Genomic DNA, 21,985 nt, shown 5'->3' with positions numbered 1-21,985 from the left:
CGAACTTAGGAAGCGGACGGGCGCCGGGGCATCGGGAAGATCACCGGTCCCGACCCTGGGATCGCCTCCGGGTACCCGGGTAGCGGACTTCCCAGGCCTCCGCGACGCCCTCCGCCGCCAACTCTCGTTTGAGCACCTTGTGGGTCGCCGTCCGTGGGAGTGCCTCGACCACCCGCACGAACCGGGGCCGCTGTTTCGGCCCGAGATCGCCTTGCGCGACCACGAAAGCGGCGAATTCGCCCGCGCCGCCGGTGTTGACCAGTTCGCCGACCGCCTCGGCAGCGTTGAGCGGTTTCCCGCACGCGTCGAATTCCGCCGGGGGACAGGGTTTTCCGGTCTCCGGGGCGAGGATGGCGACCCCGTCGAGCAGACGGCCGAGCGAGCCTGCCGGTGTGCCGGCGTCCCGGCCGAAGTTCACGCCGCCTTCGGTCGAGCCGAACGCGTCGACCACGTGACAGCCGAACCGCGTGCCGAACACGGCGAGGTCGGCTTCCGCGCCTTCGTTGCCGTAGACCAGTTTCAGTGGGTTGTCGGCGTCGTCGTCCCGCTCGGGTGTGGAGAGCACGTAGGACAGCGGCTTGCCGACGTAGTTGGCGTACGTCGCCCCGAACTTCCGGACGTCCGGCAGGAACCCGGAGGCGGAGAACCGCCGCCTCAGCGCGATCCCGGCGCCCGAGGCGAGCCCGACCGACCAGCCCGCCATGATGGCGTTGGAGTGGAACATCGGCATCGACACGTACGCGGTGTCCTGTGTGGACAGTCCGAACCGGGTGGCCAGCATCGCACCGGGGTAGGCGACCTTGCCGTGCGTGCACCGGACGGCCTTCGGGTCGCCGCTGGTGCCGGAGGTGAAGATCAGCATGAGCAGGTCTTCGGGCTTCGCTGCCACGGGGACGACCGCCTCCCGCAGCGGTTCGAGATCGCTCAGCGGCAGCACCGGGACACCGGCCTCGGACAGCAGCGGCAGGTAGCGGTCCTCGGCGAACACCATCTCGCAGTCGGCCAGCGCGACGTCGCGGGCCAGCGCCGTACCCCGGCGCGTCGGGTTCAGGCCGACCAGGACATGTCCGGAAAGCGCCGCGCCGCCGAGCAGGAACGAGAACTCCGGGATGTTGTCCGCGAGCAGGCCGAAATGCCCGCCGGGGCGCAGCATCGCGGTGAGCGCGGCGGCGTGACCGGCGCAGGCCTGGACGTGGTCGGCCCACGACCAGCGCCGGTCCTCGAACAGCAGCCCGGTCGACGGGTCCGCTGCCCGGGCGAGCAGGAGTTCCGTGACCGTGGGGGTCATGCCGGGTCCGCGGCCAGGAGGTCGCCGAGTCCGCGCGCCTGCGCGGTCGCCCCGCCCAGCGTGAACTCCAGCCGCTTCGCCGCGACGAAGTAGCGGTGCAGCGTGTGGTCGACGTCGATGCCGACCCCGCCGTGGACGTGCACGGCGGTGTGCGCGACGCGGTGCCCGGCCTCGGCGGCCCAGAACTTCGCCGTCGCGACTTCTTCGGCCGCCGGAAGCCCTTCGCTCAGCCGCCAGGCTGCCTGCCACAACGTCAGCCGGACGGCTTCGACGTCGACATAGGCGTCGGCGAGCCGTTGCCGCACCGCCTGGAAACTCCCGATGAGGTGGCCGAACTGCTCGCGTTCCCGCGCGTACGCCGCGGTCAGTTCCAGCGCCCGTTCGACGACGCCGAGTTGCTGCGCGCAGACGCCGATCGTGCCGCGCAGCCGCAGCCATTCACCGATGTCGCCCAGCGAAACGGACGATCTCGCGCCGGGCAGTTCGACGAGGGCGGCGTCGGCGTGGTCGACGGTCCGCTGCGGCGAGACGGTCACCGAGTCCCGGTCGAGCAGGAATACCTGACGACCGCCGTCGATCGCGGCCTCGACGAGGAATCCGTGCGCGAACGCGCCCGAAGCCACCGCGGTCTGGGCGCCGGTCAGCCGCCAGCCGTCTCCGTCGGCCTCGGCGGTGAAGCCGCACGGCACGCCGTAGTCCGGCAGTGCCACCGCGAGGACGTGCTCGCCGCGCAAGACCGGGACGACCCAGCGCTCGGCCAGCCTGCCGTCGCCGGACCGCGCTGAGGGGTTCTCGGCGGGAGAACGTGCTTCGAACTCGGCGACCGCCGTCGCCGCCATGACGACCGACGTGAGATACGGCACGGGCGCGACCGCGCGGCCGATCTCGGCCAGAACCGAACACTGCTCCAACAGACCGAACCCGCCGCCTCCGACGCGCTGCGGCAGCGCGGCGTCCACCACTCCCGCCTGCGCCAGCGCTGTCCACAGTGGAGCGTCGAACCCGCCGGAACCGTGTGGTCCCAGCACTTCGGGAGTGACCTTGTCCGTCAGGATCCGGCGCGTCAGCGACGCGAGGTCCTGCTGTGCCTCGGTGAGCGTGAAGTCCATCAATGCCTCCTAGGGGGCTGAAGGGAACCATCCCCGCATCTCACGCGGCGAAGGGAGCTTTCACCGCATCGCATGCGGGGAAAGCGTCCTTCGCCTAGCGCGTGACGGGCAGGCCGAGGGCGGTCGCGGCGATCATGTCCCGCTGGATCTCGTTGGTACCGCCGCCGAAGGTGAGGATCAGCGACGACCGGTGCAGCCGTTCGATCCGGCCGCGCAGCAGCGCGCCGGGGGAGCCTTCGCGAACCACGGCCCCCGCGCCGAGGATCTCCATCATCAGCCGGTACGCCTCGGTCGCGAACTCCGTGCCGAACACCTTGGTCGCCGACGCCTCCGCCGGGCCGAGGTCGCTGCTCGCGGCCGCCCACGCGATCCGCCAGTTGCGCAGCTTCAGGTACTCGGCGTGCGTGTGGATCCACGCCAGATGCAGCCGCACCCAAGGCTGGTCGACGACGCGGGTGCCATCGGGCAGCTTGGTCGTCTGGGCCCAGGTCCGCACGTCGCGCAACGACGTCTGGATCGGGGCGGCCGAGGTCAGCGCGACGCGTTCGTGGTTGAGCTGGTTCGTGATGAGCGGCCAGCCCTCGTTCTCCCCGGCGACCCGGGAGGTCACCGGCACGCGGACGTCGTCGTAGTAGGTCGCGCTCGTGCCCGGCCCGGCGACCGTGCGCACCTTCGTCCAGGAGAAGCCGGGAGCCGTCGTCGGCACGATCAGCATGCTGAGGCCCTTGTGCTTGCGGGCCCCGGGGTCGGTGCGGGCGGCCAGCCAGATGTAGTCGGCGTACTCGATCAGGCTCGTCCACATCTTCTGGCCGTTGATCACGTAGTCGTCGCCGTCGCGGACCGCGCGGGTACGCAGCGACGCCAAGTCGGTCCCCGCGCCCGGCTCCGAGTAGCCGATCGCGAAGTGCAGTTCGCCGGCGGCGATCTTCGGCAGGTAGAACGCCTTCTGTTCTTCGGTGCCGTAGCGCATGATGGTCGGCCCGACGGTGTTCACCGTGAGGAATGGGACCGGCACCCCGGCCACGGCCGCCTCGTCGGTGAAGATGAGCTGGTCGAGCATCGGCCGGGCCTGCCCGCCGTACTCGCGGGGCCAGCCGATCGCGAGCCAGCCCGAACTGCCGAGATCTCGGACGATTTCCTTGTACACCAGGCCGTTGCCGTACTCGCCGCCATCACCGGCCAGGGCTTCACGGCGCTCGGGGGTCAGCAGTCCGGCGAAGTACTCCCGTAGTTCCCCGGCCAGGGCTCGCTGTTCCGGCGTGTAGTCGATCCGCATCCGTCACCTCTGCCGTCGGTGCTCGTTACTGGTGCCGTGGCCGCTCGCGGCGGTAGGGTAGAACCTGTTCTAGTTGTACCAGGTATGGCGGCGAGGAGGGAATATGGAGATCGACGTCGATCGCTCGCTCTGCGAGGCGAACGCGATCTGTGTCGGCTTCGCGCCCGAGGTCTTCGATCTCGACGACGAGGAGGAACTGGTCCTCGCGTCGGCCGAAGTTCCACGGAATCAAGTAGAACGTGTTACTCAAGCGGTGGCGAGTTGTCCGAAAAACGCCCTGTTAATCCGTGGTTAGCGCCGTCTATTGGACCTTGCAACTAGCGAGAACAGATTCTAGTGTGTTCGGAGAGGCAAGGAGGCCTGGAGTGAGCTTGGACGGCAAGACGGCCATCGTGACCGGAGCAGGCGCGGGACTCGGCCGGGCGGAGGCCCTGGCGCTGGCCGCGGCGGGCGCGTCGGTGGTGGTCAACGACGTCTCTGCCGCGGCGCGGGCGGTGGCCGACGAGATCGAGGCCGAGGGCGGCAAGGCCATCGCGGTCACCGGTGACGTCTCGGAGTCTTCGACCGCGGACGCGCTGCTCACCGCCGCCGTCGATTACTTCGGCGGATTGCACGTCTTGGTCAACAACGCGGGAGTGCTGCGCGACCGCATGCTCTTCTCGATGTCCGACGAGGAATGGGACACGGTGCTCGGCGTCCACCTGCGCGGGCACTTCCTGCTCTCCCGCAACGCCGGGGCGTACTGGCGTGATAAGTCCAAAGTGGACGGAGCATCGGTATACGGTCGCGTGGTCAACACCGCGTCGGAGTCGTTCCTGCTCGGCGCTCCCGGTCAGCCGAACTACGGCGCGGCCAAGGCGGGCATCGCTGCGCTCACCGTCTCCACCGCGCGCGGACTCTCTCGCTACGGCGTCCGCGCCAACGCGATCTGCCCGCGTGCCCGCACCGCGATGACCGAAGCCGTCTTCGGGGCCGAAGCGCCAGAGGGCGTCGACCCGCTTTCGGTCGACCACGTGGCGCCGTTCGTGTCCTTTCTCTGCTCCCCGGAGTCCGACCGCGTCAACGGCCAGGTCTTCCTCGTCTACGGCGGGATGGTCGCGCTCCTGCGGCCGCCGTCGGTGGAGCGGCGGTTCGACACCGCCAACGGCACCTGGACCGCCGACGAACTCGTCACGAACGTGGGCGGCTACTTCGCCGATCGAGACCAGGAACGCATGTTCTCCGCGTCCGAAATCATGTCGCTGCCGTGAACAAGAGGAACAGGTGGAGATGACGATGGGCAGGATCGAGGGCAAGGTCGCCCTGATCACCGGCGGCGCCCATGGACAGGGCGAGGCGGCCGCGCGGCTGTTCGTCGCCGAGGGCGCGCGGGTGGTGATCGCCGACATCAACGACCTCGACGGCAAGAGACTCGCCGCAGATCTCGGCGAGTCGGCCGTCTACCAGCATCTCGACGTCGGCGACGAGGCCGAGTGGGACGCCGCGATCCAGCGCACGGTCTCCGAGTTCGGCCCGCCGACGGTGCTGGTCAACAACGCCGGCATCCTGCACTTCTCCGAACTCGGCAAGACCACGCTCGCCGACTACGAACGCGTCATCCGGGTCAATCAGATCGGGGCGTTTCTCGGCATGCGTTCGGTCGTTGAACCGATGACCGGGGCCGGGGGCGGCTCCATCGTCAACGTGTCCTCCGTGGAAGGGCTCGCCGGGATGCCGTATCTCGTCGCCTACACCGCGAGCAAATTCGCGATCCGCGGGATGACCAAGGTCGCGGCGCTCGAACTCGGCGCGAAGAACATCCGGGTCAATTCGGTCCATCCCGGCGCGATCGACACCCCGATGGTCGCCGCCGCCGCGGGCGGGCAGAAAGTCGACATGTCGTGGGTGGGCAAGAAGGTCGCGCTGGGCCGCGTCGGGCAGCCGGAGGACATCGCGAAACTCGTGCTGTTTCTGGGCAGTGACGAAAGTTCGTACAGCACGGGCTCGGAATTCGTCGCCGATGGCGGTGCGACGGCGACGCATGCGCTCAAGTTCTGATTGGGCGCGGAACGGCCTCCGTTGAGGGTGGTGGTGGGAGCATGGATGGATAGCGTGGAGGTGCCGAGAGCAAAGTGAACACCGCTGACGCAGCGGTGCGCGAGCGGGTGGAGCAAGACTCGGGGCAGACGACTGGGAGGTTCTGTGGGAGCGACGGTGTCTGTCCCGGGAATGGGTGCGCTCACACAGGTCGGCAGGCTCGCGACCCTGTCGTGGGAGGTCCTGCGCGCGATCTTCAAACGCCCGTTCCAGTTCCGCGAGTGGATCCAGCAGTGCTGGTTCTTCGCCAGCGTCACCATCCTGCCGACGGCACTGGTCGCGATCCCGTTCGGCGCGGTCATCGCGCTGCAACTCGGTTCGCTGACCCAGCAGATCGGCGCGCAGTCGTTCACCGGCGCGGCGAGCGCGCTCGCGATCGTGCAGCAGGCGAGCCCCCTGATCACCGCGCTGCTGGTGGCGGGCGCGGGCGGCAGCGCGGTCTGCGCCGACATCGGCGCCCGCAAGATCCGCGAAGAGATCGACGCGATGGAGGTACTCGGGGTCAACCCGATCCAGCGCCTGATCGTCCCCCGCGTCCTGGCTGCGATCGTGGTTTCGGTGCTGCTGAACGGTTTGGTCAGCGTCGTCGGCGTGCTCGGCGGCTACTTCTTCAACGTCGTCATGCAGGGCGGCACCCCGGGTGCGTACCTCGCCAGCTTCAACGCGCTGGCGCAGGTACCGGACCTGTGGATCAGCGAGATCAAGGCGCTTCTCTACGGTTTCGTCGCAGGGGTGGTCGCGGCCTTCCGCGGGCTGAACCCGGCGGGTGGGCCGAAGGGCGTCGGCGACGCGGTGAACCAGGCCGTCGTGATCACGTTCCTGCTGCTGTTCCTGATCAACGTCGTGCTGACCGCGATCTACCTGCGGATCGTCCCGCCGAAGGCGATGTGACATGGCAGCCGAACCCGCTGTTTCGGACCGGACACTCGAGATCATCGCGCGTCCGGGCGCGATGCTGGAAGGTTTCGGGGGCCAGCTGTCGTTCTACTTCCGGGCGCTGGCATGGACCCCGCGCACGGTCCGGCGCTACGGCCGCGAGATCTTCCGCCTGCTGACCGAAGTCAGCTTCGGCACCGGCGCGCTCGCGGTGATCGGCGGGACGCTCGGCGTGATGATCGGGATGACGCTGTTCACCGGGCTCATCGTCGGCCTGCAGGGCTATTCCGCGTTGAACCAGCTCGGCACCGCGGCGCTGACCGGGTTCATCTCGGCCTACTTCAACACCCGCGAGGTCGCGCCGCTTTCCGCCGGGCTCGCGCTTTCGGCCACCGTCGGCTGCGGCTTCACCGCGCAACTGGGGGCGATGAAGATCTCCGAGGAGATCGACGCGCTCGAAGTGATGGGCGTGCCGAGCCTGCCGTACCTCGTGACGACGCGGGTGATCGCCGGCGTCACCGCGGTCATCCCGCTCTACGCCGTCGGCCTGCTCTCGTCCTACCTGGCTTCGCGGCAGATCACCATCTGGCTCCACGGCCAGTCCGCGGGCACCTACGACCACTACTTCACACTGTTCCTGCCGCCCGAAGACGTGCTCTGGTCGTTCCTCAAGGTGATCATCTTCAGCGTGCTCATCATCCTTTCCCATTGCTATTACGGCTACACCGCCAGCGGTGGGCCCGCCGGCGTCGGTGTCGCCGTCGGCCGCGCGGTGCGGACGGCGATCGTGCTGATCTCGGTGCTCGATTTCTTCCTGAGCCTCGCGATCTGGGGCGCCACGACGACGGTGAGGATTTCCGGGTGAACAGGGGGATACTGCTGAAGCGGCTCCGGCACCAGGTGCTGGGGCTGGTCTTCCTCGTGGTGGTCGTGCTGTTCTTCGTCACCACCATCGCGTTCTACCAGAAGGCCTTCACCGCCGTGACCCTGGTGAAACTGGAGACCGACCGCATCGGCAACCAGATGCGCGAGGGCGCGGACGTCAAGGTGCGCGGGATGGTCGTCGGCGAGGTGCGGTCGATCCAGGCCCACGGCGACCGCGCGACGATGGACCTGGCACTGCAACCGGACAAGACCGAGGTCATCCCGTCGAACGTGTCCGCGCGGCTGCTGCCGAAGACGTTGTTCGGTGAGCGCTATGTCGCCCTGCAGATCCCGGAGAAGCCAGAACGGCACATCGGCGAAGGCGACGTCATCCCGCAGGATCGCAGCAGCAGCGCGATCGAGCTGGAAACCGTGCTCGGCAACGTGATGCCGTTGCTGCAGGCCGTGCAGCCGGAGAAGATGGCGAGCACGCTCAACGCCGTCGCGTCCGCGTTGGACGGTCAGGGCAAGCGACTCGGCACGACGCTGGCGGGGCTTTCGGACTACCTCGGGAAAGTGAACCCGTCGCTGCCCGACCTCAAGGCCGACATCACCGGCCTTGCCGACGCCGCCGCGATCTACGACAAGGCCGCGCCGGATCTGCTGGCCGCGCTGTCGGATCTGACCACCACGAGCAAGACCCTGGTCGAGAGCCAGCGCGGTCTCGCCGACGTCTACTCGACGGTGACCGCGGCTTCGCTCGACCTGACGAGTTTCCTGAAAGTGAACCAGGACAACCTGATCCGCCTCACCACCACCCTCCAGCCCACATTGGACGTCCTCGCGAAGTACGCGCCGGAGTACCCGTGCCTGCTCAAACAGCTGGCGGGCTCGGTGCCGCGCGCGGAACTCGCGTTCGGCAAGGGCACCGCGCATCCCGAGGTCAGCCGGGTGACCATCGAGTTCACGCCGAGCCGAGGCAAGTACCTGCCCGGCGTCGACGAGCCGAAGTACAACGACAAACGCGGCCCCCGGTGCTATCCGGAGGTGCCGCCGCCGGGTCGCTGGCCGCAGTATCCGCCGGACGGCGCGATCGACGACGGTTCGTCCAAACCCGCGCCGCCGCGCGATCCGGACGGCAGGCTGCCCGCCGGCGGGAGCGCGGGTGGTTCGGTGGTGAACACCCCGGACGAACAACGGCTGATCGACCTGCTCGTGTCGCCCGCGATGGGCACGACGCCCGATCAGGTGCCGAACTGGGGCAGCCTGCTCGTCGGCCCGCTGTACCGCGGTGCGGAGGTGGAACTCCGATGAGGTCGGAGTCGGACGTTCGGGCGGGTGTGGGTAGTGGGCCGCGTGCGGTGGGCCATGAGTGGCGATTCGGGTCATCGAGGGGAACAGCAAAGGTGCCATGGTGGTCCCGAGTAGCAGGTGGTGCTGGGCGGCGGGTCCGTGAAGGCCCCTTTGTGGGACTCTGGGTCCCTCAAGGAGGCCTTCACGGACCGCGCGCCCAGGCATCGCCACCTTTGCCTTACCCCTCAACAGAACCCGAGTCGCCACTCACGACCAATTCGACGGCCGGGCTGAAGGGGCCCATCGCCGCGTCGCTCGCGGCGAAGGAAGCTTTCACCGCGTCGGATGCGGTGAAAGTCCCCTTCAGCCCGCCCGACCTGGCCGGGAGGGGGCTCCGATGAGGTCCTTCGTTCCCGACCTGCTCAAGATCCTCATCTTCGCCGTCGTCACGGTGCTGCTCACCGCGATCCTCGGCGCCACCATCGCGAACACCAACTTCGGCGAGACTTCGGGCTACACGGCCAAGTTCACCGACGCGTCCGGGCTCAAGGAGGGCGACGACGTCCGCATCGCCGGGGTGAAGGTCGGGCAGGTCGGAGAGATCGAGATCGAAGAGGGCGAACGGAACTTCGCCCAGGTCCACTTCGACATCCAGACCGCCCACCGGCTGCCCGCGTCGGTGACCGCGACCATCAAGTACCGCAACCTGGTCGGTCAGCGGTACCTCTCGCTCGGCACGGACATCGGCGACGAGAAGTCGTTGCCGCGCGGCGGGGTCATCCCGCCCGAGCGCACCAAACCGGCGCTGAACCTGACCGTGCTCTTCAACGGGTTCAAACCGCTCTTCCGCGCGCTGAACCCCGAGGACGTCAACAAGCTCTCCTACGAGATCATCCAGGTCTTCCAGGGCGAGGGCGGCACGATCACCAGTCTGCTCGCGCACACCGCGTCGGTCACGTCGGCCATCGCGGGCAAGGACAAGATCATCGGTGACGTCATCGCGAACCTCAACACCGTGCTCGGCACGGTCGAGAAGCGCTCGCCGCAGCTGGGCGAGCTGATCGACCAGACCCAGCGGCTGGTCACCGGGCTGGCCGAGCAGCGGCGGCCGATCGGGGAGGCGGTCAAGGCGCTCGGCGACCTCACCATCGCCACCACGGGCCTGCTCGCCGACGCGCGGCCCGCGCTCAAGGACGACGTCGTGCAGCTCGGCGCGCTGTCGCGGAACCTCGGCGATTCAGAACAGCTGATCGACCATCTCCTGCAGGTGCTGCCCGGCAACCTGCAGAAGTTCACCAGGACGCTGAGTTACGGCAGCTGGTTCAACTACTACCTGTGCGGGATCTCCGGCAGCATCGGCATCAAGTCACTCGACATCGAACTGCCGATCACGCCGCTGCCCGGCACGCAGCGACCGGAGAGGTGCGGGCCGTGAAGCCGCTCAAGGAACGCAACCAGGCCGCGGTCGGGGCGGTGACGCTCATCCTGATCGTGCTGATCACGGCGACGACGTACTTCTCCGACCGGATCCCGTTGTTCGGCAGCGGGACGACGTACTCCGCGTACTTCGGCGAATCGGCCGGACTGGCGCCGGACAACGAGGTCCAGGTCGCCGGGGTCAAGGTCGGCAAGGTCAGCTCGGTGGAACTCGCGGGCAAGAAGGTGCTGGTGAAGTTCCGGGTCAAGGATGCCCGGGTCGGTGACGCGACGTCCGCGTCGATCGAGATCAAGACGCTGCTTGGCGAGAAACTGCTCGCGCTGACGCCGAAAGGCAAGACGAACCAGGACCCGAACACCACCATCGGGCTCGACCGCACGCGGACGCCGTTCGAACTGCAGGACGCGTTCCAGCAGCTGTCGGGCACGGTCGGCGAGATCGACACCGCGCAGCTGGCGACGAGTTTCACCGTCCTCTCCGACGCCCTCAAGGACAGCCCGCAGTACCTCAAGGACGCGCTGGGCGGGCTTTCTTCCTTGTCCAGAACGGTTTCCTCGCGCGACGGTGACTTGAAGACGTTGCTGGCCAACACGAGCACCGTGTCCAAGACGCTGTCCGACCGCAACGCCCAGCTGAAACGGGTCCTCGACGACGGCAACCTCCTGCTCGCCGAACTGCAGCACCGGAAGGACGCGATCAGCACGTTGCTCAAGGGCACGCGACAGGTTTCGGCGCAGCTGTCCGGGCTCGTCGCCGACAACCGGACGCAGCTCAAGCCGACGCTGGAGAAACTCGGCAAGGTCACCGATATCCTGCAGCGCAACCAGGACAACCTCAGCCGCAGCCTCGCGTTGATGGCGCCGTTCGCCAGGGTCGGTGCCAACGCGACCGGGAACGGGCGCTGGTTCGAGGGCTATCTGTGCGGGCTGCTGCCGCCGACGATCATCGCGGGTGCCTTCCAAGTCAACCCGGAGGGCTGTACCCCGCCGATCGCGGGGCCGAACCAGGGAGTGGGGGGACGATGACCATCCACACACGCACCGGCCGCACGCTCTACACGTGGGTCGCCCTCGCCTGCGTCCTCGTGCTGATCGTGACCGCCGGGCTCTGGCTGGTCTTCTCCGAACCCGGCGGGACGCGGATCAGCGCGTACTTCGGCAAGACCGTCGGGCTCTACGCCGGTTCGTCGGTGCGGGTGCTCGGGGTGGAGGTCGGTGAGATCACCGGCGTGACACCGCGGGGCGAGGCCGTCCGGGTCGACATGCGGATCGACGACGACACCCCGATCCCGGCCGACGCGGGCGCGGTCGTCGTCTCGCCGAGCCTGGTGAGCGACCGCTACGTGCAGCTGACCCCGGCGTACGAGAGCGGCCCCGAGATGGCCACGGACGCGGTGATCGCCAAGGAGAAGACGGCGACACCGGCGGAACTCGACGACCTCTACACGAGCCTCGACAAGCTGTCGACGAGTCTCGGGCCCAACGGCGCCAACAAGAACGGTGCGCTCTCCGACGTGCTCGACACCGCGGCGGCGAACCTCGGTGGCAACGGGAAGAACCTCAACACCACGGTGACCCGGCTGTCCGAACTGGCCAAAACGCTGGACGGCTCCAAGGACGACCTGTTCACCACGGTGCGAAACCTGAACTCGTTCACCGGCGCCCTTGCCGAAAGCGACCAGCAGCTCAACGAGTTCTACCGCCGTGCCGCCGATGTCAGCGGTTTCCTCGCCGCGGACTCCGTGGAGGTGGGAGCCGCGCTGAGTTCCCTGGCGACGGCGATGGGCGACGTCGAGAAGTTCGTCGCGGAGAACAAGGACCTGCTCTCGTCCAATGTGGACAAGCTGGCCGGGCTGACGAAGGTGCTCGTGGACCAGCGGGCCTCGCTCGCCGAAGTGATCGACATCGCGCCGACCGGGGCGACCAACTTCATCAACTCCTACGACGCCGCGTCCGGTACGATCGCCGTACGGGACAACCTGAACGAGTTGACGCATCCACCGATCCTGACCGTCTGCCGTCTGATCAGCGTGAGCACACTCAAACCGATTCCGGACGCGCTGGGCACCATCTGCAAGCAACTCGCGCCCGTCCTCGACGGCACGCTGAAGCTCCCATCGGTCCCGCAGGTACTGGCCTCGCTGCAGAGCGGTGAACTACCGCCGCTGCCGCTCCCGCTGATCGACGTCATGAGCAAGGGGCTCCCGAAATGAGGCGGCAGCGGCAGAGGATCGCGGGGGTGATGGCGGGTGTCCTGATGCTGGCCGGCTGTAGTGACGGTGGCTTTTCGGGGCTGTACAACACTCCGCTGCCGGGTGGCGCGGATCTCGGCGATCACCCGTACCGGCTCTCCGCGCAGTTCTCCGACGTCCTCGACCTCGTTCCTCAGGCGAGTGTGAAGGTCAACGACGTCCCGGTGGGCCGGGTCGAGAAGATCGATCTCGCGCCGGACACGCGCTCGGCGTGGGTGAGCATGGTCGTCAACGGCGACATCGCGCTGCCCGCGAACGCGCGTGCCGAACTCCGGCAGTCGAGCCTGCTGGGCGAGAAGTTCGTCGACCTGCACGCGCCGGACAACCCCGAAGGCGCGCTCGCCGAGGGCGCGAAGATCCCACTGGACCGGACGAACCGCAACCCCGAGGTCGAAGAGGTGCTCGGCGCGCTTTCCCTGCTGCTCAACGGTGGCGGGGTCGAGCAGATCCAGAAGATCAGTCACGAACTGAACGAAGCGCTCACCGGCAACGAGGCCGAGGTCCGCTCGCTGTTGTCCCAGGTGGACAAGCTGGCGACCGAACTCGACGGGCACAAGGGTGCGATCCTGCGGGCCATCGACGGCCTCGACAACCTCTCGAAAATCCTGGTCGGCCAGACACAGAACCTGACGAACGCACTCGACAACCTCTCGCCCGGGCTCAAGATCGTGACCGAGCAACGGGATCAGCTCGTCGGCATGCTGCAGTCGCTGAACACGTTGTCCGGCGTCGCGACCGACACGATCGAAGCCAGCCGTGACAGCCTGGTGGCGAACCTTCGCGCGTTGCAGCCGACGTTGAAGAAACTGACCGAGGCGGGCCAGGACCTGCCGACCGCGCTGCGGATCTTGCTCACGTACCCGTTCCCGGACTACGCGGGCAACGTGATCAAGGGCGACTACGCGAACGTGGAAGCCAAGATCGACCTGAATCTGGACACGTTCCTGGAGAACATGAACAACTCGTCGCAGCCGATCATCCAGCTGCCGGGGAACAAGGGCACCGGCGCGCCGGGCGCGATCCCGTTCAACGACGGCGCCGCGCCACCGGTGCTGCCGCTGCCCATCGGTGACCTCCCGCAGCCGCCCCAGGCTCCGCGGGGGCAGGGCGGGGACGTCCTGGGCGGCGTGCTCGGCGGGATCCTCGGTCCGCTGCTGGGAGGTGGCCGGTGATCACGCGCAGGACCAAGATCCAGCTGACGGTGTTCATCGTCATCGCGGTGGTCTCGGTCGTCTACGCGGGCGGCAAGTACGCTGGGCTGGACCGGCTCTTCGGCACCCGTGGTTACCTCGTCACCGCGCAACTCGTGGACTCCGGCGGGATCTTCGTCAACGCCGAGGTCTCCTATCGCGGGGTCGCGGTCGGCAAGGTCGCGTCGATGACGCTCACCGAGCACGGCATCGACCTCGGCCTCGACATCGATCCAGGGGCGCCGAAGATCCCGGCGGACACGAAGGCCGCGGTCGCCAACCGGTCGGCGGTGGGGGAGCAGTACGTCGATCTGCTGCCCATGCACGAGAACGGGCCGTACCTGGCCGAGGGTTCGATCATCGCCCGCGACAAGACCTCGATCCCGCTCGCGCCGGACATCGTACTGTCCAATTTGGACAAACTGGTGTCGAGTGTGAAACCCGGATCACTGAAGACCGTCGTCGACGAGACCTACGAGGCGTTCGCCGACGCCGGCCCCGATCTGCGGCAACTGCTGGACAGCACCGGATCCCTCACCGCGACGGCGACGCAGTACCTGCCCGACACCCAAGGTCTGCTGGCCAACTCGCGGACGGTGCTGGACACCCAGCGGCGGCAAGCGGACAACATCACCCAGTTCTCCAGTGGGCTCAAGACGATCGCCGCGCAGCTGAAGACGTCCGACCCGGACCTGCGGCGGGTGATCGACGAAGCGCCGAAGCTGAGCCGCCAGATCAGCGATGTGCTGGCGGTTTCGGGGACCGACCTCGGGGTGCTCTTCGCGAACACGCTCACCACCGCCCAGATCACCTCCGCCCGCACCGACGCGATCGAGGAACTGCTCGTCGCGTACCCGATCATCTCGGCGTTCTCGCGGTCGACGTCGCCGGACGGCACGGGACACCTCGGTGTCGTGTTCAACTTCTTCGACCCGGCCTCGTGCACCAAGGGCTACGAGGGCACGAAACAGCGTCCCGCCAACGACCTCACCGAAGCACCGGTCAACACCCAGGCGTACTGCGCCGAGCCGCCGGGAAGCCCCACCGGCGTGCGGGGTTCGCAGAACGCCCCGTACGCAGGGAAACCGCCGGCGGTCCCGGAGCGGCCGAAGCAGAGCCCGCAGGCTGCGGAATCCGCGCAGTTGCCGGGTGTGCTGAGCCTGCTCACCGGCTCCGGTCCCGGCGGGCTCGGTTCGTTGCTGGGCGGCGAGTAGTGCTCATCCGCTCGCTCACCGTCGTCGCCGCGCTGGCGGTCCTCGTGGCCGCCTGGTTCGGCTGGTCGTGGTGGAGCGCCGCGCAGGACGACGGCCTCGCGCGCGGCCGGGAACGGGAAGCCGTGCTCACCGCCGCGTCCGGTCAGCTGGAGGTGCTCAACACGATCGACTACCGCACCGGTGCCCAGGACGTCGACCGCTGGCTCGGCGTCACCACCGGACGGCTCGGCGAGGGCCTCACCGGCGACCGGCAGATCCAGATCGACCGGGCGAACACCGGCAAGACCGTCGCGACCGCGAAACTCATGCAGGCCGCTGTCACCGAACTCGACGCCGTCGCCGGGACGGCACGGCTGATGGCCGTGCTGGAGGTGAAGGTCAGCACCGGCGGCGGACCGGCCGCCCCCAAGGTGAGCAGGCTGACCGTGGACTACCAGCGCGCGCAGGACGGCTGGAAGGTCAGCGCGGTACAGGCGGCGGGCTCATGACCGCTCGGGTACCGCGGCTCCTGACCGCGATCATCGTGCTGGCCACCGGCTGCGCCGTGTGGTTCGGCCTCCAGGCGTCCTCGCTGGGCTCGGACGGCAACGCGGCGCTGGTGGACCAGGCCGCCACCGCCGAGGTCGCGGACCAGGTCGGCGCCGGGGTGAAGGCCGTTTTCTCCTATGACTACAGCAACCTCGCACGGACCGAGCGAGCCGCGGCCGACGTGCTGACCGGCGAGGCGACCGGGCAGTACCGGGACCAGTTCGCGTCGGCGCGGAAACGGGCGGAAGAACAGAAACTGGTGCGCACCACGACGGTCCGTTCGCTCGGTGTCCGGTCCTTGCGCGGTGACCAGGCCGAAGTGCTGCTGTTCCTCGATCAGCAGACGCTCACCCCCGGTGGCGCCGCCCCGCAATCGTCGGTTTCCCAGCTTTCGGTCACCGCTGTCCGGATCGACGGCCGCTGGAAGATCTCACAACTCACTCCACTGTAATTCTGGAATCAGGAGAGCCGCTGACGTTGGTCACGGTGAGAGCGGCCCAGGAAGTCGTCGCGTATCCCTACGGCCAACTTTCGCCCGCCGAGGTTCCACGCGGTGAAGAAATCACCCCGGTTGATCGCGTCGTAGTAGGCGATCACCGTCTGCGCCACCGGAACCGAGGGTGCCGGATGGACGGTCCGGGTCGTCGGCGGTGCGACATGAACCGTCCGCGGCGGTGCGGCGACGGCCGGTGGCTGGATCACGATCGTGTTCGGGGGTGAGGCGACCGCGACGGCGGGAGCCGCCGTTACCTGACGGGTACCGCGCACGCCGCCGGTAAGTTCACCGCCCGTTTCTTCATTTCCGTAGTTCTCCCCTTTTCCTCGTGATATCGACAATGCGCGAAACGGTGTCCCGGTCACTAGTGTCGCGTGATCCTGCTTGCTTGACGTTTGGTTTCGTTCCTCGGACGGCGATCTCGCGTGATCAGACGGCGGTTACGCGTGATTGGACGGCGATCTCCGGAGATCGCCGTCCAATCACGGGTAAGACCTGCAGGATCACGCGACACTAGGGGATTCGGCCTCGTTACGAATGATGAAAAACGCGCCGGAACCATTGTCGGATCTTGTGTGCGTGGCGTAGGACCACCCTCGTCTCACGCGATCGGCCGCCGGGTTTAGCGTTAGGCATGACCACTGCACCTGTCGATGTCGAGAGCGCCCGCCGCGACTACGCGGCCCTCGTCGACCGTGGCCTCTCCCTGGACATCACCCGCGGCAAGCCGTCCCCCCGCCAGCTGGACCTCGCCGACGGGCTGCTCGACCTCCCCGGAGACGCACGCAAGGCCGAGGACGGCACGGACGTCCGCAACTACGGAGGACTGAAGGGCCTGCCCGAACTCCGCCGCATCTTCGCCGGACCGTTGCAGGTCCCGGCCGAGCAGCTGCTCGCCGCGGGCAACTCCAGCCTGGAGCTGATGCACGACACCATCGTGCAGGCCTACCTCAGCAAGGTCCCGGGCGCCGAGCGCCGCTGGGCCGACGAGGAGCGGGTCGTCTTCCTGTGCCCGGTCCCCGGCTACGACCGGCACTTCGTGCTGGCCGAGCGCTTCGGCATCGAGCTGGTCCAGGTGCCGCTGACCGAGACCGGCCCGGACATGGACGTCGTCGAGCGCCTTGTCGCCGAGGACGCCGCGGTCAAGGGCATCTGGTGCGTGCCGAAGTACAGCAACCCGACCGGTGTCACCTACAGCGACGACACCGTGCGCCGCCTGGCCACGATGACCACGGCCGCCCCGGACTTCCGCGTCTTCTGGGACAACGCCTACGCCGTGCACCACCTCACCGACGTCGAGGCGCGGCTGGCCGACGTGCTCGCGCTGGCCACGGAGGCGGGCAACGCCGACCGTGTGTTCGTCTTCGGTTCCACCTCGAAGGTGACCTACGCCGGTGGCGGCGTCGGCTTCTTCGGCGCGTCCGAAGCCAACCTGGCCTGGTGGACCGGTCTCATCGGCAAGCGGACCATCGGCCCGGACAAGGTCAACCAGCTCCGGCACGCTCAGTTCCTGCGTGACGAGGACGGCGTCCGTGCGCACATGCGCAAGCACGCGGAGCTCATCGGCCCGAAGTTCGCGGCCGTCGACGAGATCCTCACCAAGGAGCTGGGTGAAGCGGGGCTCGCGTCCTGGACCAAGCCGACCGGCGGGTACTTCGTCTCGCTGACCGTGCCCGCCGGGACCGCCAAGGAGGTCGTGCGGCTGGCCAAGGAGGCCGGTGTCGCCCTGACCCCGGCCGGTGCGACGCACCCGTACGGCGACGACCCCGAAGACGCCGTCATCCGCATCGCCCCGACCTTCCCTGAGCTGGCCGAGGTCGAAGAGGCGATCCGCGGCCTCGCGGTCTGCGTTCGCCTTGCCGCGGCGACGAAGAAATAACTTCGAGATCTTTTCCAATCCGGGTCACGGGTGGTTCCGAACGTCCGAGTGGGTGGGTGTACATCGCAAGGACGAGAGGAACCACTCGTGTTCGGAAAGCCGTTCGTTCGTACCCTGGTTTCGCGCAGTGCCGAGAACCGCACGGATCGCCGCCGGTTCTTGAAGGCCGTCGGCGCGGCGGGGCTCGGTGTCGTCGGCGCCACCTACCTAGGGGTGCAGGCCACTTCGTCCGCATCGGCGACGGGTGAGGCCGCCGCCGCCACGGGCGCCCCCAGCGACGCGGCCGTGCTCAATTTCGCGCTCAACCTGGAGTACCTGGAAGCCGAGTTCTATTCGTTCGCCGTCCACGGCCGCGGGCTGCCGGACGACCTCACCGGCGGGGCAGGCACCCAGGGCGGGGTGGCAGGCGGCAAGAAGGTGATGTTCCACGACAAGACCCTGTACCAGTTCGCGAAGGAGATCGCGGGCGACGAGGTCGCGCACGTCGAGTTCCTGCGTGGGGCCTTGGGCGAGGCCGCGGTGTCGCGGCCGGAGATCGACCTCAAGGACAGCTTCACCGCCGCGGCGCGGGCGGCCGGGCTGATCAGCGAATACCAGCAGTTCGACCCGTTCGCCAACGAGAAGAACTTCCTGCTCGCGGCGTTCCTGTTCGAGGACGTCGGCGTGACGGCCTACAAGGGCGCCGCACCGCTGATCACCAACAAGACGTTCCTGGACGCGGCCGCCGGCATCCTGGCCGCCGAGGCGTACCACGCCGCCACCATCCGGACGTCGCTGTTCGACCGGGACCTCGGCGACGCGGCCGCCAAGATCTCCAACGCCCGCGACGCCCTCGACGGTCCTGGCGACGACGATCAGGGCATCGTGCTGGGCAACCAGGCCAACATCGTGCCCACCGACAACAACGGCGTCTGCTTCGGCCGTAGTGCCGACAGGGTGCTGAACGTCGTCTACCTGAACCCGGGCCCGGTGAAGGAAGGCGGGTTCTTCCCCAAGGGAGTGAACGGCGACATCGTCGCCAGCGGCGGCGCGTGACCCTGCTGTCGTGTCGCCGTTGCCGGTACCGTCGGGTGACGGCGACACGACAGGGGGTTCGCGGTGAAGGCTGTGATCATCGGTGGCGGCATCTCGGGCACGGTGACCGCGATGGCTCTGCAGCGCGCCGGGATCGAGGCGAGCGTCCACGAGGCGCACCCGACCGGTGGTGAGGACGCGGGCGCGTTCCTGACGATCATGCACAACGGCATGGACGCCCTGCGCGCCATCGGTGCCGAAGCGCCCGTCGTCGAGAACTCGTTCGCCGCCGTCGGTCTGGAACTGGTGACGCCGGACGGGCGCACCGTCGAGCGGCGTTCGTTCGACGTCGACGGCCTCGCCGGACCACGTACCCTGACTCGCGCGGCGTTCTATCGCGCGCTGCAAGAGGAAGCGATCTCGCGGGGGATCGCCTTCGAACATGGGAAGCGGCTGGTTTCCGCCTCGCCGGGGACGGCGCGGTTCGAGGACGGGACCTCCGCTGAAGGTGACATCCTGATCGGCGCCGACGGCCTGCGGTCGGTCGTCCGGAGCCTCATCGATCCGTCGTGCCCGCCGCCGCGCTCGACCGGACTGGATGTCGTCTACGGCTATACGACCGACACGAGCGTCCCGCGGGCGCCGTCGCTTTACCGGATGATCCAGAGCCTGCACGCCTTCTTCGGCTACACCAGCGCCCCTGACGGCTCGACGTACTGGTTCGCACGGCTTCCCACGGCCGAAGGTGTGCGAAGCGGCCTGTCGGCGGCTGAGTGGCGCTCGGCGGCCTTCGCCGCTTTCGACGGGGAACCGTTGCCTGCCGCGGAGATCATCCAATCGACTGGCGACGACGTCTTCGGCGGTCACTCCTACGACGTCCCGTCGACGCCGGTCTGGTGGAACTCGTCCATGGTGCTCGTCGGGGACGCGGCACACGCGGCCTCGCCCGCCGCGGGTCAGGGAGCGTCGATGGCGCTGGAGGACAGCGTCGTGCTGGCGCAGTGTTTGCGGGATCTTCCCGACGCGCCAACGGCTTTCGCGGCCTACGAGCGGTTACGGCGGGCGCGGGTGGAGAAGCTGGTGGCCAGCAGCGCCGCGGTTTCGTCGGGGACGACCTCCGATGAAGGACGGAACTGGCTTTACCGGCACCACATCGAGTGGGACGCGAAGATCTCGGACGGCTGAGCTTTGCCCGGCCCGCGTTTAGTCCTCTGGTTGCGCCTTCACGCGGGAACCGAGAGGCGCTCACCGGGATGCCGCGGCAGGGTTCATCCCGATGTTCCCAATGTCGCATTCGAGCCGCTCAGCGGCTCGAATGCGACATTGGGAACACGCATTCAGAGGCGTGGCCCGCCCGCTCACCTCACTTACCGAAGCTACTTCTTGTACAGCGCTTCGATGTCGTTCGCGTAGTTCTTGTTCACGATGTTGCGCTTCAGCTTGAGACTCGGCGTGATCTCGCCGCCCGCCTCGGTGAAGTCCTTCGAGAGGATCGTGAACTTCTTGATCGACTCGGCCTGCGAAACCGCGCTATTGGCCTGGTTGACCGCTTCCTGGACTTCGGCGCGCAGTTCGGCGTCGTCGGCCAGATCCGAAACGGAGGCGTCGGAAGGCTTGTTGTGCTGCGACTTCCACGACGGGAAGTATTCCTCGTCGATGGTGATCAGCGCGCCGATGAACGGCCGCTGGTCGCCGACCACCATCGCCTGGCTGATCAGCGGGCTGGCCTTGATGGTGTCCTCGAGCCCGGACGGGGCGACGTTCTTGCCGCCCGCGGTCACGATGATCTCTTTCTTGCGCCCGGTGATCCTCAGGAACCCGTCGCGGTCGAGCTCGCCGAGGTCGCCGGTGTGGAACCAGCCGTCCTCCAGCGATTCGGCGGTCGCCTCGGGGTTGTTGAAGTAGCCCCCGAACACGACGTCGCCCTTCAGCAGGATCTCGCCGTCCTCGGCGATCCGCACCGAGGTGCCGGCGACCGGCCGTCCCACGGTGCCGACGCGGAACCCGTCCTGAGTGCCGACACAGGCCGCCGCGGAAGTCTCGGTCAGGCCGTAGCCCTCGAACACCGGGACGCCGATGCCGCGGAAGAAGTGCGCCAGCCGCACCCCGAGCGGGGCTCCGCCGGACACCGCCGCGACACAACGGCCGCCCAGCGCCGCGCGCAGCTTGCTGAAGACGAGCTTGTCGAACAGCGCGTGCTTGACTTTCAGGCCCAGCCCGGCGCCGCCGGTGTCCTGAGCCTGGCTGTAGGCGACCGCGGTGGCTTCGGCGGCATCGAAGATCTTGCCCTTGCCGTCACCGTGGGCCTTCTGCTTCGCGCCGTTGTAGACCTTCTCGAACACGCGTGGCACGGCGACGACGAACGTCGGCCGGAAGGTGCCGAGGTCGGCGACGAGGTTCTTGACGTCCGAGGTGTGCCCGAGGGTCACCCGCGCGCTGAGCGCCGTCACCGCGATGGCGCGGGCGAGGATGTGCGCGAGCGGCAGGAACACCAGCAGCGAGTTGCCCTGCTCCATCAGCTGCGGGAACGCGGCGATGTCGGCACGGATCTCGGCCAGGAGGTTCCGGTGGGTCAGCTCGACACCCTTGGGGCGGCCGGTCGTGCCCGACGTGTACACGATCGTGGCCAGGTCGCCCGCCTTCACCGTGCGGCGGCGCTCGTGCAGGTCGTCGTCGCTCAGCTCGGCGCCCCGGGCGATGAGGTCGTCGACGGCGGGCGTGGCGGCCTCGATCTGCCAGGTGTGCTCCAGCGTGTCGAGGCGCCCCTTGACGGATTCCAGCGTCGCGAGGTGTTCGTCGGTCTCGACGAACACACCCTTCGCCGCCGAGTCCGAAAGGATCCAGTGGACCTGTTCGGCCGAGGAGGTGTCGTAGATCGGGACGGTGACCGCGCCGGCGGCCCAGATCGCGAAGTCGATCAGGGTCCATTCGTAGCGGGTCTTGGACATGAGCCCGATCCGGTCGCCCGGTGCGATGCCTGCCTGTGCCATTCCCTTGGCCACGGCAAGGACCTGGGCGGCGAAATCCTTGGCGGTGATGTCCAACCAGGTACCGTCGACCTGGCGGCGGAAACTCACGACATCGGAGAACCGCTCGGCGTTCGCCCAGATGACGTCCGCGAGGTTCTCGTCGTCGGTCACCGGATTGGCGGCGGGGGCGCTGTATTCGCGCACGAGGAACCTCCGTGTTCGCG

21 protein-coding genes are annotated in these 21,985 nt (G+C 68.1%); 16 read left to right on the top strand and 5 right to left on the bottom strand.

Annotation, left to right across the window (positions count from 1 at the left end; all coding sequences use genetic code 11):
- Nucleotides 1–40 precede the first annotated feature (40 nt).
- From ACM6LR_RS18455 to ACM6LR_RS18445, 3 genes are all read right to left on the bottom strand, one after another.
- Complete coding sequence (locus tag ACM6LR_RS18455; RefSeq protein WP_414944176.1) at nt 41–1,288, bottom strand: AMP-binding protein; 1,248 nt, start codon at nt 1,286–1,288, stop codon at nt 41–43.
- The gene (locus tag ACM6LR_RS18450; protein ID WP_414944175.1) at nt 1,285–2,397 is read right to left on the bottom strand and encodes an acyl-CoA dehydrogenase family protein; all 1,113 of its coding nucleotides are present in this window, start codon (nt 2,395–2,397) and stop codon (nt 1,285–1,287) included. The genes ACM6LR_RS18455 and ACM6LR_RS18450 overlap by 4 nt, the downstream gene beginning before the upstream one ends.
- 94 nt (nt 2,398–2,491) lie before the next feature.
- Entirely contained in the window at nt 2,492–3,673 is a 1,182-nt protein-coding gene (locus ACM6LR_RS18445; protein ID WP_414937347.1) for an acyl-CoA dehydrogenase family protein, read from the bottom strand.
- Between the two features lie 103 nt (nt 3,674–3,776).
- Between ACM6LR_RS18445 and ACM6LR_RS18440 the strand changes: the two genes are divergently transcribed.
- From ACM6LR_RS18440 to ACM6LR_RS18380, 13 genes are all read left to right on the top strand, one after another.
- On the top strand, nt 3,777–3,968 hold the full coding sequence (locus ACM6LR_RS18440) for a ferredoxin (RefSeq protein WP_414937348.1): 192 nt from the start codon (nt 3,777–3,779) through the stop codon (nt 3,966–3,968).
- Between the two features lie 70 nt (nt 3,969–4,038).
- Nucleotides 4,039–4,923, top strand: coding sequence for a 3-oxoacyl-ACP reductase (locus ACM6LR_RS18435; protein ID WP_414937349.1), 885 nt, complete (start codon nt 4,039–4,041; stop codon nt 4,921–4,923).
- A gap of 25 nt (nt 4,924–4,948) precedes the next feature.
- Entirely contained in the window at nt 4,949–5,710 is a 762-nt protein-coding gene (locus ACM6LR_RS18430) for a glucose 1-dehydrogenase (RefSeq protein ID WP_414944174.1), read from the top strand.
- Between the two features lie 171 nt (nt 5,711–5,881).
- Complete coding sequence (locus ACM6LR_RS18425; RefSeq protein WP_101606438.1) at nt 5,882–6,640, top strand: MlaE family ABC transporter permease; 759 nt, start codon at nt 5,882–5,884, stop codon at nt 6,638–6,640.
- A 1-nt stretch (nt 6,641) separates the two neighbouring features.
- Nucleotides 6,642–7,490 (top strand): MlaE family ABC transporter permease, encoded by an 849-nt coding sequence (locus ACM6LR_RS18420; protein ID WP_414944173.1) that lies wholly within the window; start codon nt 6,642–6,644, stop codon nt 7,488–7,490.
- Entirely contained in the window at nt 7,487–8,803 is a 1,317-nt protein-coding gene (locus ACM6LR_RS18415) for an MCE family protein (RefSeq protein ID WP_414944172.1), read from the top strand. Before ACM6LR_RS18420 ends, ACM6LR_RS18415 begins: the two co-directional genes overlap by 4 nt.
- A 376-nt stretch (nt 8,804–9,179) precedes the next feature.
- The gene (locus tag ACM6LR_RS18410; protein ID WP_414937353.1) at nt 9,180–10,217 is read left to right on the top strand and encodes an MCE family protein; all 1,038 of its coding nucleotides are present in this window, start codon (nt 9,180–9,182) and stop codon (nt 10,215–10,217) included.
- A complete protein-coding gene (locus ACM6LR_RS18405; protein WP_414937354.1) occupies nt 10,214–11,245 on the top strand; it encodes an MCE family protein in 1,032 nt (343 codons plus the stop codon). The genes ACM6LR_RS18410 and ACM6LR_RS18405 overlap by 4 nt, the downstream gene beginning before the upstream one ends.
- Nucleotides 11,242–12,432, top strand: coding sequence for an MCE family protein (locus ACM6LR_RS18400; protein ID WP_414944171.1), 1,191 nt, complete (start codon nt 11,242–11,244; stop codon nt 12,430–12,432). The genes ACM6LR_RS18405 and ACM6LR_RS18400 overlap by 4 nt, the downstream gene beginning before the upstream one ends.
- Nucleotides 12,429–13,643, top strand: a complete 1,215-nt coding sequence (locus tag ACM6LR_RS18395; protein ID WP_414944170.1) for an MCE family protein — start codon at nt 12,429–12,431, stop codon at nt 13,641–13,643. The genes ACM6LR_RS18400 and ACM6LR_RS18395 overlap by 4 nt, the downstream gene beginning before the upstream one ends.
- Entirely contained in the window at nt 13,640–14,875 is a 1,236-nt protein-coding gene (locus tag ACM6LR_RS18390; protein WP_414944169.1) for an MCE family protein, read from the top strand. The genes ACM6LR_RS18395 and ACM6LR_RS18390 overlap by 4 nt, the downstream gene beginning before the upstream one ends.
- The gene (locus ACM6LR_RS18385) at nt 14,875–15,363 is read left to right on the top strand and encodes a hypothetical protein (protein WP_414944168.1); all 489 of its coding nucleotides are present in this window, start codon (nt 14,875–14,877) and stop codon (nt 15,361–15,363) included. The genes ACM6LR_RS18390 and ACM6LR_RS18385 overlap by 1 nt, the downstream gene beginning before the upstream one ends.
- Entirely contained in the window at nt 15,360–15,854 is a 495-nt protein-coding gene (locus tag ACM6LR_RS18380) for a hypothetical protein (protein ID WP_414944167.1), read from the top strand. Before ACM6LR_RS18385 ends, ACM6LR_RS18380 begins: the two co-directional genes overlap by 4 nt.
- 8 nt (nt 15,855–15,862) lie before the next feature.
- On the opposite strand, the gene ACM6LR_RS18375 is transcribed toward ACM6LR_RS18380, so the two are convergent.
- Nucleotides 15,863–16,264 (bottom strand): hypothetical protein, encoded by a 402-nt coding sequence (locus ACM6LR_RS18375; RefSeq protein ID WP_414944166.1) that lies wholly within the window; start codon nt 16,262–16,264, stop codon nt 15,863–15,865.
- 269 nt (nt 16,265–16,533) lie between these two features.
- Here ACM6LR_RS18375 and ACM6LR_RS18370 point away from each other — a divergent pair, with 269 nt between their 5' ends.
- The 3 genes from ACM6LR_RS18370 (at nt 16,534) to ACM6LR_RS18360 (ending at nt 19,977) form a co-directional block, all read left to right on the top strand.
- Entirely contained in the window at nt 16,534–17,778 is a 1,245-nt protein-coding gene (locus tag ACM6LR_RS18370; protein WP_414937361.1) for an aminotransferase class I/II-fold pyridoxal phosphate-dependent enzyme, read from the top strand.
- An 87-nt stretch (nt 17,779–17,865) separates the two neighbouring features.
- Nucleotides 17,866–18,813 (top strand): ferritin-like domain-containing protein, encoded by a 948-nt coding sequence (locus ACM6LR_RS18365; protein ID WP_414944165.1) that lies wholly within the window; start codon nt 17,866–17,868, stop codon nt 18,811–18,813.
- 63 nt (nt 18,814–18,876) lie between these two features.
- A complete protein-coding gene (locus ACM6LR_RS18360) occupies nt 18,877–19,977 on the top strand; it encodes an FAD-dependent oxidoreductase (RefSeq protein ID WP_414937363.1) in 1,101 nt (366 codons plus the stop codon).
- Nucleotides 19,978–20,168: 191 nt separating this feature from the next.
- On the opposite strand, the gene ACM6LR_RS18355 is transcribed toward ACM6LR_RS18360, so the two are convergent.
- Nucleotides 20,169–21,965, bottom strand: coding sequence for an AMP-dependent synthetase/ligase (locus ACM6LR_RS18355; RefSeq protein ID WP_414937364.1), 1,797 nt, complete (start codon nt 21,963–21,965; stop codon nt 20,169–20,171).
- Nucleotides 21,966–21,985: the final 20 nt, after the last annotated feature.

The sequence above is a fragment of the Amycolatopsis sp. cmx-11-32 genome (assembly GCF_047608695.1).
GTDB lineage: Bacteria > Actinomycetota > Actinomycetes > Mycobacteriales > Pseudonocardiaceae > Amycolatopsis.
This window is presented reverse-complemented; position numbering and strand designations above follow the sequence as displayed.